Annotated in this window: 14 protein-coding genes; 3 read left to right on the top strand and 11 right to left on the bottom strand. The window is 38.8% G+C overall.

What is annotated here, in order from left to right; genetic code table 11:
* Positions 1-155 precede the first annotated feature (155 nt).
* Together AC3ITD_RS04930 and AC3ITD_RS04925 are read left to right on the top strand one after the other, a co-directional pair.
* Positions 156-725: a Crp/Fnr family transcriptional regulator gene (locus AC3ITD_RS04930; RefSeq protein WP_489364524.1), complete on the top strand. Its 570-nt coding sequence runs from the start codon at positions 156-158 to the stop codon at positions 723-725.
* A gap of 79 nt (positions 726-804) precedes the next feature.
* The gene (locus tag AC3ITD_RS04925) at positions 805-1,668 is read left to right on the top strand and encodes an SDR family oxidoreductase (RefSeq protein WP_489364522.1); all 864 of its coding nucleotides are present in this window, start codon (positions 805-807) and stop codon (positions 1,666-1,668) included.
* A 219-nt stretch (positions 1,669-1,887) separates the two neighbouring features.
* On the opposite strand, the gene AC3ITD_RS04920 is transcribed toward AC3ITD_RS04925, so the two are convergent.
* The 7 genes from AC3ITD_RS04920 to AC3ITD_RS04890 all read right to left on the bottom strand — a co-directional run bounded on the left by AC3ITD_RS04920 (position 1,888) and on the right by AC3ITD_RS04890 (position 7,346).
* Positions 1,888-2,112: a heavy-metal-associated domain-containing protein gene (locus AC3ITD_RS04920; protein WP_489364520.1), complete on the bottom strand. Its 225-nt coding sequence runs from the start codon at positions 2,110-2,112 to the stop codon at positions 1,888-1,890.
* A 92-nt stretch (positions 2,113-2,204) separates the two neighbouring features.
* Positions 2,205-4,622: a heavy metal translocating P-type ATPase gene (locus AC3ITD_RS04915; RefSeq protein ID WP_489364518.1), complete on the bottom strand. Its 2,418-nt coding sequence runs from the start codon at positions 4,620-4,622 to the stop codon at positions 2,205-2,207.
* An 88-nt stretch (positions 4,623-4,710) separates the two neighbouring features.
* Positions 4,711-5,364 carry a helix-turn-helix domain-containing protein gene (locus tag AC3ITD_RS04910; RefSeq protein ID WP_489364516.1) on the bottom strand — a complete coding sequence of 218 codons (654 nt, stop codon included), beginning with the start codon at positions 5,362-5,364 and terminating at the stop codon, positions 4,711-4,713.
* A gap of 84 nt (positions 5,365-5,448) precedes the next feature.
* Positions 5,449-6,336: a DMT family transporter gene (locus AC3ITD_RS04905; protein ID WP_489364514.1), complete on the bottom strand. Its 888-nt coding sequence runs from the start codon at positions 6,334-6,336 to the stop codon at positions 5,449-5,451.
* Between the two features lie 15 nt (positions 6,337-6,351).
* Positions 6,352-6,642 (bottom strand): GNAT family N-acetyltransferase, encoded by a 291-nt coding sequence (locus AC3ITD_RS04900; protein ID WP_489364512.1) that lies wholly within the window; start codon positions 6,640-6,642, stop codon positions 6,352-6,354.
* Entirely contained in the window at positions 6,621-6,806 is a 186-nt protein-coding gene (locus tag AC3ITD_RS04895; RefSeq protein ID WP_489364510.1) for a hypothetical protein, read from the bottom strand. Before AC3ITD_RS04895 ends, AC3ITD_RS04900 begins: the two co-directional genes overlap by 22 nt.
* Positions 6,807-6,815: 9 nt before the next feature.
* The gene (locus AC3ITD_RS04890; RefSeq protein ID WP_489364508.1) at positions 6,816-7,346 is read right to left on the bottom strand and encodes a GNAT family N-acetyltransferase; all 531 of its coding nucleotides are present in this window, start codon (positions 7,344-7,346) and stop codon (positions 6,816-6,818) included.
* 72 nt (positions 7,347-7,418) lie between these two features.
* Between AC3ITD_RS04890 and AC3ITD_RS04885 the strand changes: the two genes are divergently transcribed.
* Positions 7,419-8,279, top strand: a complete 861-nt coding sequence (locus AC3ITD_RS04885) for a LysR family transcriptional regulator (protein WP_489364507.1) — start codon at positions 7,419-7,421, stop codon at positions 8,277-8,279.
* Positions 8,280-8,369: 90 nt separating this feature from the next.
* Here the strand turns inward: AC3ITD_RS04885 and AC3ITD_RS04880 are convergent, their stop codons facing one another.
* Genes AC3ITD_RS04880 through AC3ITD_RS04865 form a run of 4 tightly spaced genes read right to left on the bottom strand, consistent with a single transcriptional unit; the run spans position 8,370 to position 12,643 of the window.
* Positions 8,370-10,013, bottom strand: coding sequence for a glycoside hydrolase family 28 protein (locus AC3ITD_RS04880; RefSeq protein WP_489364505.1), 1,644 nt, complete (start codon positions 10,011-10,013; stop codon positions 8,370-8,372).
* Between the two features lie 41 nt (positions 10,014-10,054).
* Positions 10,055-10,978 carry an alpha/beta hydrolase gene (locus AC3ITD_RS04875; RefSeq protein WP_489364503.1) on the bottom strand — a complete coding sequence of 308 codons (924 nt, stop codon included), beginning with the start codon at positions 10,976-10,978 and terminating at the stop codon, positions 10,055-10,057.
* 1 nt (position 10,979) lies between these two features.
* Positions 10,980-11,972 carry a pectinesterase family protein gene (locus AC3ITD_RS04870; RefSeq protein ID WP_489364501.1) on the bottom strand — a complete coding sequence of 331 codons (993 nt, stop codon included), beginning with the start codon at positions 11,970-11,972 and terminating at the stop codon, positions 10,980-10,982.
* A gap of 53 nt (positions 11,973-12,025) precedes the next feature.
* A complete protein-coding gene (locus AC3ITD_RS04865; protein ID WP_489364499.1) occupies positions 12,026-12,643 on the bottom strand; it encodes a hypothetical protein in 618 nt (205 codons plus the stop codon).
* Positions 12,644-12,789 lie beyond the last annotated feature (146 nt).

Genomic DNA, 12,789 nt, shown 5'->3' with positions numbered 1-12,789 from the left:
TTAGATACAAAATTGGAATTAAACCGTATGATAATCGTTGTGGTATTTTGGTTAATATTTGTAAGATTTACGTCATCGTTGGTCAAATAGAAAGCTCCATGACTTTTTACCAAATGGTAAATCTCTAATTAAAGCCATTTGCTACCTTTACAGAAATGGAAAAATTAATTGAATATATACTGCGTTTTGGCAATTTGAACCAACAGCAAATCGACTTTATCAAGAGCAAGACAACGGAACTGGAACTGAAAAAAGATGATTATTTTTCCGAAGCAGGAAAAATTCCAAAATACATTGGTTTTGTTTTAGAAGGTGTTTTTCGGTGTTGCTATTACAATAATAAAGGTGAAGAGATAACCAATTACTTTATTGACGAATACAGCTTTGTTTCAGACCAGCAAAAATTTGAGGCACAGGCAACAGCAACAGATTATATTCAGGCTGTTACCGATTGCAAATTGCTCGCTTTTACTAAAAAAGATTGGGATGCACTCTCAAACACAATAGTTGATTGGGACAGGATTGGAGCAAAAATAACCCAAAAATATTTAACAGATGCGATGGATAGAAGAAGTCCGTTAGTTTCGGAAGATGGCACAACTCGTTACCTCTCATTCCTTGAAAAATATCCAATGCTTATCAATCGTGTTCCGCTATCATTAGTCGCTTCGTACTTGGGCGTTACCCAACAGTCGTTGAGTAGAATTAGAAAAAACATCCTGTAAAAATCTCTTTTTACCAAATGGTAAATGTTTTAGTTTTTAAAGCTCGGAACTTTGTATCATCAATTTTAAACAAAAAATAATGAACAAAAAAGTTGTATTAATTACAGGAACAAATAGCGGATTTGGATGGCTTACTGCAAAAAGCGTTGCAGCCTTAGGACATCAAGTTTACGCAACAATGAGAGATACAAACGGTAAAAATTCAGATAAAGCAAAAGTCCTCTCCGAGATAGGAAACATTACCGTTCTGGATGTTGCACTTACGGATGAAAACAGTGTGCAGCAAGCCATAGATACCATCAGCGCAAAAGAAGGAACAATAGATGTTTTGGTAAATAATGCGGGTTTTAGCAGAAATGGCGTGGCCGAAAGTTTTACAACCGCCGATGTTCAAGAAATGTTCGATATCAATGTCATCGCACCTTGGCGATTGATGAAATTGGTGTTGCCATTTATGCGTAAACAATCCGAAGGTCTCATCATCAATATCACCAGCGGATTTGGCGCCGTTTCGTTTCCTTTTGCAACAATGTATAGTGCTTCAAAATTTGGTTTGGAAGGCATTAGCGAAGGTTTGCATTACGAAGTAAGACCATTAGGTGTTGACGTTGCCATCCTACAACCTGGTGCTTTTCCGACGGAGATGTCACAAAAATTCAATCCCGGTTCCGATGCTTCGGTTAATGATGCTTACGAAGTCATAGCAGATTATCCTAATAAAATGGGTGCGGCTGTTGGCAAGGCATTTGAAACCTTAAATCCTAATCCGCAAGATGTTGCAGATGCAGTGGTAAATTTAATCAGCTTACCCAAAGGTCAGCGTCCGATAAGAACCAATGTTGATCCATTCACAGGGCAATACCTTAAAGCTGCAAATGATGCCGTTCAAGTTCAATATGAGAAAGCGTTGACTGCCTTTGGAATGGGCGGTTTGTTGAAGTAAAAAATTGAAACCATCAAATTTTTATTGCAGCATTAAAAATAAAACCTTCATTCTGTGGAAGGTTTTATTTTTTTGGCGACAAGTTCTGATAGAATTTAAAAACTCGTTATATTGATGATTGCCAAATGGCAAACGCCCAACTAAAGACAATTTTTAACGCTGCGTAATGGATAATTATAACGATGTTAAATACCGCTGTTGGGTGAGGTATTTTTAGAATTACTTTATCGGTTCTATCTTAAACCCAGCTTTTTGAACGGTTTCGATTATTTCCTGTTCAGTAATTCCTTCAGATTTTAGGGTGAGAATTTTTTCTCTATTCGTAGTATCTACTTCCCAGCGTCCTATACCTTTGGCATCATTTAAAAAAGGGGTTACTTTTGCTACGCAGCTGCTGCAATTGATATTTGTCTTGAATTGTAAATCTTGATTATTATTTTCCATTATGTTATATTTTATTTGATAGTACAAATTTGCGTCAATTAACCCGTTTTGTCGTTGTAGTTTTCTTTATTTGATTTATAATATTTACTGATTTATTTCTTCCATTTCAACCTTAAGCTGTTACTCACCACGCTTACGCTACTCAAAGCCATAGCCGCTCCGGCTATCATTGGGTTTAGCAAGAAACCGTTGATCGGAAATAACAATCCGGCAGCCAGGGGTATGCCAATCAGGTTGTAAATAAATGCCCAAAAAAGATTTTGCTTAATGGTAGCCACGGTTTGTTTTGATAAACGTATTGCCTGTGCTATCTTGGCAAGGTCTGATGAGATGATGGTCATTTTGGCTACGTCCATTGCGATGTCGCTGCCTTTTCCCATTGCAATACTTACGTCGGCTGTTGCCAGAGCGGTACTGTCATTAATTCCGTCGCCCACCATGGCTACTACTTTACCTTGCTGCTGCAGTTCTTTTACAAAATCGGCTTTGTGCTGTGGCAATACTTCGGCTTTGTAATGCAGGATGCCTGTTTGCTCGGCAATTGCTTTAGCGGTGGCTTCATTGTCGCCTGTAAGCATATACAATTCGATACCCATTTCCTGCATTTCTTTGATTGCCTGAACCGATGTTTCTTTGATTTTATCGGAAATAGCGATTACAGAAAGTGCCTGTTTGCTGTTTGCAAACCAAATGACTGTTTTAGACTGTTTACCCCAATCATCGGCCTGGGTTTTTAATTGTTCTGCAATCGCAATATTGTTTTCAGCCAGGAGCTTTTTATTTCCTACAAAATAGGTTTCGTTATCGTGTTCTGCCTTAGCACCTTTACCCGTGATACTGTCGAAGTTGGCTAAAGGCGCGGTAGCAACGCCTTCCAAATGTTTCACTACAGCTTCCGCCAATGGATGCTCTGATTGTTTTTCGATGCTCAGTAAAATAGTTTTTGTTGTGTCATTATTGTTCAGCCATTGGATACTTGTTACTTCAGGCCTTCCTTGTGTTATTGTTCCGGTTTTATCCAAAACAATTGCATTCACTTTCTTGGCCAATTCAAGGCTTTCTGCATCTTTAATTAAAATACCATTTTCTGCACCATTGCCCACTCCGACCATAATAGCCGTTGGTGTAGCCAAGCCCAACGCACACGGACAAGCGATGACCAATACCGTAACGGCCGCTAATAATCCTTTTACTAAACCATTTTCGCCACCTAAAATAATCCATAAAATGAAAGTAAGAACGGCAATGCCAATCACCACCGGAACGAAAATGCCGGCAATTTTATCCACCAATTTTTGAACGGGCGCTTTACTGCCTTGTGCATCCTGCACCATTTTAATGATTTGGGCAAGCATAGTTTCCTTACCCACTTTCACTGCTTTGAATTGAAAACTTCCTTTTTGGTTAATGGTTCCGGCAAATACTTTTTCATTTTCTGTTTTTAATACCGGAACGGGTTCGCCACTCAGCATACTTTCGTCTACATACGAATTACCGGAAGTAACCATTCCATCCACAGCAATTTTTTCGCCGGGCTTTACCAGAATTATATCATCTACGTTTACGGATTCAATAGCGGTTTGTTTTTCTGTTCCGTCTGGTGCTATTACCATTACCGTTTTAGGTTGCAAGCCCATCAGTTTTTTAATGGCAGTAGAGGTGTTTCCTTTGGCTTTTTCTTCCAATAATTTACCTAAAAGGATAAAGGCGATGACCACTGCAGCTGCTTCAAAATAGACGTGTGCGTGCAATCCTCTCTGGTGCCAGAAATCCATAAAAAGCATATTAAATACGCTGAATATATACGCAATTCCTGTACTCAAAGCGACCAAAGTGTCCATATTGGCAGAACGGTGTTTGGCTTGTTTCCACGCGTTGATGAAGAAATCTTTACCCAGCCAAAGTACCACAGGGGTAGAAAAGAACCACATAATTTCGTTTACATAAGGCATATCCATAAAAAACATACCGATGGTTACCACGGGTAATGATAATATAACCGCCCAGATCGTTTTGTTTTTTAGCTTTTTGAATTTTTCTGCATGGATGGTCTCCAGGGATTCCTGCTGCTTTGCTTCTTCAACGATGAGCAGGTCATAACCAACACCCTGAACCGCTTTTTGCAGTTTGTTAGCGTCCGTCATATTGGGAAGGTACTCAACGGTGAGGTTTCCGGTTGCGTAGTTGACAGAGGCGTCAATCACACCCGGCTCATACTTTACGATACTTTCTGCACTTCCCGCACAAGAAGCACAGGTCATTCCCAAAACAGGAAAGGTATTTTTTATAGATGAAACACCATAGCCCAAGTCTTTAATAGCCGCAACGGCTTTACCAACTGTCTCATTATTTGTAACCGTAATGGCTGCTCTGCGGTTGTTGAGTTCTACTTTCGGGGATGCAACACCATCAACCTTGGCCAATCCTTTTTCAACGATTAATGCACAATGTTCGCTTTCTACATCTTCTAAAGGAATGTAAACCGTTTCTCTATTGTTATTTGTAGCCATAATTTCTATTGCTTTATTTGCACTACAAAATTGGCGACAATATGGAGAATAGTTATTGTGGAATTATGGAATTGATTTGTAAGATTTACTAAACCTGATCCAACGGCTTACGTTTATCTTCCCTTATTTGTTTGAAATGACTTGGCGTCAATCCAGTTACTTTTTTAAATTGGTTACTTAAATAGGCTACGCTTGAATAGTTCAGTCTAAAAGCAATTTCGCTTAATGACAGCTCATCATAAACCAATAGTTCTTTTACCTTTTCAATTTTCTGTGCGATAAAATATTTTTCTATTGTAGTACTTTCCACATCAGAAAATAAGTTAGAAAGATAATTGTAATCATGGTGCAGCTTTTCACTTAAAACATCTGACAAGTTGGTTTTAGTATCATTATCCTGATGATGAACTAACTCAATGATTACATTTTTGATCTGTTCTATAATCCTGCTTTTTTTATCATCTATTACCTGAAAACCTAATGACACCAGCGCACCTTCCAACGCAGTTCTTTCACTAGCAGTTGGTTCTTTTTCAAGTGTAACTTCTCCTAGATTTATATGTTCTACGGCTAATCCAAGCTTATCCATTTCATTTTGAACCACCATAATGCAGCGATTGCAAACCATATTTTTTATAAAGAGTACGCTCATATTTATAGTCTTAGTATAGTTAAAATGTGGGGATAAATCTACGATATAATTCAAAGAGTAATTAGAGGCATTAAAAAATTGACTATCCATTGATTTGCAGGACAGTAAAACTAAACGAAACCTCGATGGTCTAAAAATGGAAGACGAATATCAATGCCTTAAAATCTGCCAGAATTAACTGGCTAATTTCCGATTTCTTTGAGATAGGCTTTTAAGATTAGCCTCAGAAATAATTGTAGCTAAAAAAATCAGTCCACCACCAACAAGTAAGCGTATAGAAAGACTTTCATCAAGAATGAAAAAAGCCGCAAAAGCCCCAAATACAGGTTCAAATAGATAGATTACAGATACCCTTTCTGCACTGATATATCTTTGTGCAATGTTTGAGATTGAATACATGTAAGCTGTGGCAAACAATGCGCAATAAACAACACCTATCCAAAAGGTGTTGGTTTCAGGATACCAATAAGCATTTGCATCGGTAATTGCTAAACCAAAGGTGAGGATTGCGCATGTAGCAAACATAGGAACGATGGTTGGAACTAAACTTTTTCCAGATGCCTTTTTTTCGACTGCAATTAAATAAATGGCAAAACCAAATGCACCAATAATCGTATACAAATCTCCCTCACCTATTTTTAATTGCCCATTTATGGAAATCACAAATAATCCGCTCAGTGCAATAATGGCAGCAATCCAAATTTTAGCTGATGCAGCTTTGCGATAGAATATCAACTTCAATAATGGCACCATAACTACGGTCACACCAGCAATGAAGGCGCATTGTGAAGCGCTAGATAGTTTAATACCCAATGTTTGTAGGTGTATGCCTAGAAACAAAGGTATAGCCAATAGCACACCAGTTTTAATATCTGATAATTTGGTCTTCATCACATGTTTCCAAAAGACTATAGAGAGCACCAATGTGGCCAGTAAAAATCGATAAAAAAGGAATGTAGATGGTGACCCCGTCCCTATCGCTAACTTGGTTACAGAGAATGAAATACCCCAAAAAGCAGTTCCAAATATTAATAAAATCAGTAGTAAGTTTCTTTTTTCCATCTACAAAAACAAGTTTTATAAGTCTAGTTCGTAATTCAGCCAATCAGTGTTTTTATGAGCACCCAACCTTTCATAAAACCGTTGTCCAGCTTCATTCCAATTCGCCACTGTCCATTTAATCCGTCCACAGTTATGCAACAGCGCTTCTTCTTTTAGCGCCTGCATTAACTGCTCACCAATTTTCTGTCCTCTGTAGTTTTCATCTACATACAGTTCTTTTATATAGATGGCTGGTTTGTTTTGAGCGGTGTAAGGAAGAAAATAATAGACCAGAATTCCTGCTATCACCCCCTCATCTTCAGCCAAAGGCAATAGAAATCTGGTGGGCTTTTATGGAAGCCACTTTCCTTTACAATTTCTGGCGTAATGGCAAAGCTATCTATGTATCTTTCAAATATGGCCAGCTCTTTCATCAGCATCCACATTTTCTCACTGTCGGCTTCTGTTGCTTTACGTATTACGATGCTCATGTCAATCTTTTATTTGTTCTTAGCTAATTCTAGTTTCATTAAGATGTCAATCTGCCTGTCATCGCCCAGCATAAACACATGTTGATCAAATGCTACAAAGCCATTCTTTTTATAAAAGGCAATAGCTTTAAAATTCTTCTCCCATACGCCCAACCAAACGTAATCTGCACCAATTTCATCAGCTATTTTAATAGCGTGGAGATAGAGCAACTGCCCCACTTTCTTACCTTGAAAATCTTGCAATACATATATGCGTTCTATTTCGAGAGCGTTGTCATTTTGGTTTTCTTTTTGAGCTTCGCCTACATTCAGTTTCATATAACCAATCACTTCATTTTCCAACTTTGCAAAATAAAATTGTGAGAATTCATTATTCAATTCTTCTTTCAACTGATCAATGGAAAAGCTCTCCTCAAGATATTTGTCCATGTTCTCTTTTGTATTGATTTCTGAGAAAGTTTGCAAGAAAGTATCTTTACTGATATGTTGAAGATGAAGTACATCTTTAGCGGTTACCGGGAGTATTTCTATGTTTTCCATATTACAAATCTACACAGTCAACAAATGCAATAAAATGCTATTTTTTCATTTATTAATGATTAAATTGCATTAATGAACATTCAACAGATCAAGTATTTTTTAGCACTTGCAGGCAAGCTCCATTATTGGAATACAGCAGCAGAAATGAACATTACGCAATCTGCCCTAACCCGCCAAATTCAATCATTAGAAAATGAATTGGGGCTTTTACTATTTGAGCGTAACAAAAGGAATGTAAAACTAACACCTGCCGGTAAGTTCTTAAGAGATAAATGGGAAGTGCAATTGAGCGAGATCGAGTATATCCATCAGTTGGCAAAGCAGATCCATCTTGGAGAAAGTGGTACCATAAAAATTGCACATCCCGATTCAATTTCCGCTTCTATCATGCCCGATATTTTGGCAAATATTTCTACCGACTACCCCAAATTACAGGTTGAGTTAGTTCAGATATTATATGAAAACCAACATGAATTTTTGAGGAACTATAAGATTGATTTGGCGATAACCAGAGATATCAATACCATACCTGGCATTAAATCTAAGAAAATCTACACCGATCATTTAGCTTTGGTGATACCAGAAAATCATCCCTATCAAACCTTTGAAGATCTAACAAAGGAAACACTTGAAAAACAAAAATTTATCCTGCCAACTATAGACGAGGGAAGTAGCTATGGTTACATTATCCAAAAGCTATTTAACTCATTTGATTTCGTGCCAGAGGTTTATCTCTATTCTGAATTTGGTTCAACTATTATTGCCTTAGTGCGAAAGGGTTTGGGAATAGCCGTGTTGCCAGATTCTTACTCGTATCATGAAAGTCCAGGTTTGCGATTTATTAAACTTCCGTTTCAAACTGACCTATATCTTAATTGGCGGGCCGATGATCATAATCCGATTCTTTCTAATGTATTGAAGTTAATTTTGTAATCGACTGCCATTGAGATTAACTAAGCTAATACTCAAAAGCAGTCGCTTTTATTCTGAAATGTAATGCATTCAGCTGGTTATGTATAGAAATTATTTGCTGAGCGTCACTACTTTCTCTGAAGCGCCATTTTTTAGTTCCAGATTCTTATTTGCCTTCTTCAAATCTGTATTGGTAATCACAATATCCCTATTTTTATCTCCATCAATTGACAATAGCAGCGGTGTTCCTGTAGAAAACTTTAATTTATCCAGATGAACGTTCCTAACCCCTGCAACAGATATCAATGGTGCTTTATTCTGCGTAAACACTCCAACATTATCAAAACGAATTCCGGATGCATCTGTAAGTTCGATGCCTTTTTCGGCAACTAAATTCGAGTTGAGTATGGCGATATTCTGAACAGGCATTTCAGATAAACCCCGGATAAATACGGCAACCTTGGCTCCCTGGCAGGTAATATTTTCAAATAACATATTTTTGAAAATTGGAGTACCCTCGTTAACTATCGGAGAATCGTTACGCTTACCATCTGTTGCAAATTTTACGAAATAAAACATGTCGAAGAAAATCGCCTCCTGGTGAATATCTTTCATTTTGATATTTCTGGCATAAATTCGCTCCACCACACCACCTCTTCCCCGGGTCGATTTAAAGCGCAACCCTTTATCGGTACCTATAAAAGTGCAGTTTTCTATAAAAATATCTCTTGCACCACCACTCATCTCGCTTCCTATCACCACCGCTCCATGTCCGCTATAAACCGTATTTCCACGAATTACCCCTTCGGCACAGGCTACTCCCCTCTTTCTACCTTCTTCATCTTTTCCCGATTTGATACAAATGGCATCATCTCCAACATCTAACACACAGTTCTCAACCAGAAACCGTGTACAGGATTCTATGTCGATGCCGTCGCCATTTTGTGCATATTGAGGATTTTTGATCGTCACATTTTCGACAGTCAGATCCTCACACAAAAGCGGGTGAATGCACCAGGCTGGCGAATTTTGAAAAGTAACTCCAGCCAGCAATACCTTTTTACAGTTTTTAAGCACCAACAGATTGGGGCGCAGGTAATCTTTCATATCATTAAAAGATTCCAGCGGTTTACCAGCCTGAAGCAGCATGCTTTTACCTTCTAAATGTGTCTTTTTAAATTGCTCGCTTGGAAACCAGGTCTTTTTGTCATCACTCAACACCCCACCGGAGGCCACTTTCGCAGACCATTGTGAAGTTGTAAGTTGCGTCTGCCCTACAGCACGCCATACATCACCGTTTGCATCAATAATGCCAGTCCCGGTGATGGCCACATTTACCAGATCATTTCCGTTAATCGGTGATTCATTTCTGGCAGCCGGTTTACCCTCATAATCTCCCTCTATCAGTTTATACAATGATTTGTCTTTACTAAAAATCAAATTTGCCCCTCTATCCAGGTGCAACTCAACGTTACTTTTCAAATATAACGGACCTGTAAGCCATATACCCTGAGGTATCAGAACAGTGCCGCCGCCATTCTTACTGCATGTTGCAATCGCAGCATTGATGATTTCGGTGTTTAAAAATGTACCATCGCTTTTAGCGCCCAATTTTGCAATAGAAAGGGTATCAGCCTTAAATATTGGTCTGCTGATTTTTGGTAGATTTTCCCAGGAAAATGAGCTGGTTTTATTTTGAGCGAATGTGGAACAAGTAAGGGTTAATAATGTGAGTAATAATATCCTTGATTTCATAATTAGTGTGCTGATGTTTTCAATCGAAAATTTCTGTTATTTTATTTTAGTGCTATCGGAATGATATCCATTTCATACATCCATTTTTCGCAGAGTGCTGTCCATAGTTCTGCACTTCCCGGGTTGTTTCTCAAAGCGATAGCATGCGCCCCTTGTGGAAACACATGTAAACTGCTCGGAACTTTGTGTTCGAGCAGAGCCTGATAAAAAAGCAGGCTATTGTGTGGATCTACGGCTTGATCGTTAAATGCGACAGCAATAAAGCTGGATGGGGTTTCTTTGGTTACTAGTAACTGTGTAGAAAATTTAGCCTCCAATGCAGCATCTGCTCCTGGTCCAAGCAGGTTCTTTTTGCTGCCTTTATGGGCGTATTTTCCCATATCAATTACGGGAGACACCAAAATCATGAAATTTGGCCGGGCCGATATCTGATCTAAACTATCACCAATTTTCGATATATCGCTTAGGCTGGTTCCTGCCATACTAGCCAGATGCCCTCCGGCCGAAGAACCCTGTATTCCGATTTTGTCGGGCTTGATTCCCCATTTTAAAGCATTGCTTCGAACAACCTTGAGTGCCCGTTGTGCATCCTGTAGCGGAGCCTTCGCCTTTTCTATTAAATCGGCATCATTTGGCAAACGGTAATTGAGTACAAACGCCGAAATGCCAATTGTATTGAACCATTTGGCCAATTGTATTCCGCTAATAACATAGGCCAACCGCTCGTAACCGCCTCCAGGACAAATCACTATCGCTGCCCCCTTATTTTCTTGCTTTGAAGGAAAGTAACAGTACATCCCGGGATTTGCCACCCGAAATATCCGTTCATTCGCAATACTGTCCTTTCTATCGGTACCCTTCGAATTTGGAATTTTATCTTTAGGATATAGTGGAATGAACTCCTGGGCACTAGCAAAACTTAACCAGGAGGCAACTAAAAACGCAGCTATTTTTATCGAATACATTTTAAAGAGATTTAAAAGTTGGCAACCAGTTACCTAAAATATTTTTGATTGTATAGCGCCCTGCCTCTCTTTTAGAAAGCTGCTTTGACCATGCCACTCTACCCGTTAGTTTAGCTCCTGGCCCAACATTTCCGTACTCCGCATAAAATGCAGTTTTATCTTTATCTGGAAATAACGGATCTCCAGGCCAGGCATGCCATCCTTCAGGAACAATATGTGATCCCATATCACAACAGATAAAAACGGTTTTTGCAAATGGCCGCCAAGGACGGCCGAGGTAAACTTTTTGAACGCCTGGAGCGGCGATCAGCTTACATTCTAAAAATACATATCCGAAAGCCTGCTCTTTGGTGGTTGATGCCGCCGTGATATAAGAGTTAGCCAGACTTTTGATCATACACTTGTAAAACACTGCTGTAGCTTCACCAAAGATAAAGTCGGTAGTACCTTCAATATAACAGTTTTCAAAATAACACCTCCCATCTTTGGAAGTGTAAAGCGTATCCTGATGACCCAAAATCGAGCAGTCTTTGGCACTGAAACGATCGGCTTCAATGGTCAGCGCTACTGCCTGTCCAACCGTACCAGCCGTATTTTCAATGGTCATATTTTCTATACTGCAATCATTTCCCTGTACCAGTACGGTATATGAAGTGTAGGTGCCGTATTTCGGATTGCCTGTAAAGTCTTTGCTGGGAAAAGGTTTCCCCGTATAATCACCATTGGTGATAATTGTTTTTTCCTTGTCCTCTCCTATAAGCATGATATTCTTTTTCCAGGCAGGAATCACCAGTTTTTCACGATAGGTTCCCGCTTTGACAAAAATTAAAACCTTAAACTGCATGTGATCGCGAACGGCGTTGACGGCTTCCTGGATAGTCTTGAAATCACCTTTTCCATCCTGCGATACCGTGAATTTAATATCAGGTTGCTTGGCGATAACGGACTGGCTTAGCAGTATCAATAAAAAAAGGAATAGTTGAAGTTTTCTCATATATCTATTTTGTCTATCTCTAACAGATAGGGTATTTTTTCGATTGATTTTCTTTAAAACACTGACCTGGATTTTACTACATTTTTTTTTCTGATGATATAAACGCTCAAACCACTAATATTTCTAACGAAATTGACAGGCGTAAAAGCCAGACTGTTAGGGCCAGAAACATAATAGCCATCGGTTTGGTTATTCTGTGTAAGTACCGAATCGGCTTGATGAAAGTTAGATAGAATGTCCTCTTCATAAATAAACAGCTTTGCGAAACGGCATTGGTTTAGCAATTGGAGTTGGATCATATCTGGCTTAGTGATGAACAACGCACCATGAGAAGCCACACCTGCAGCAACACGAAAATTGAAATTGGTATAGGTTCGTATCCTTAAGAATGCAAGTGATTTTCGGATATCTCTTCTGGTCTTTCCTTTTAAGCGTTCAGAAATGGGGCCAAATGCTCTCGAGAAAAAATAGTCATCATTGTTGATAAATACCCGGGCTCCCGAAATCCTCAGGTGTTTAACGAACTGATTAAGTGGGGAATTTGTATCTGATCGGCTTAATTCCGGACAACCTATTGAAGGTAATGCTCCATATAAATTAAGTACAGCCTTCTGAACAAATTCTGTTAGCGACTGCGACTGAAGATCTCGAGATAAAATTTTTGACATCATTTCTCAGTTTTTTAAATGTTTAGCAACTCCAATGGGATCAATTGAAAAACAACGATTGTGTACATGTTAATTAGGTTTAGCTAATAGTTATTCAGCTTTGCAAAAACGATTTGAAGCTTTTGTAAAACAAGCAGATCAAGCATTCT

It is taken from the genome of Pedobacter sp. KH_004 (assembly GCF_057840755.1).
The sequence above is the reverse complement of the archived record's forward strand: the minus strand, read 5'-3'. Positions and strand labels throughout refer to the sequence as shown.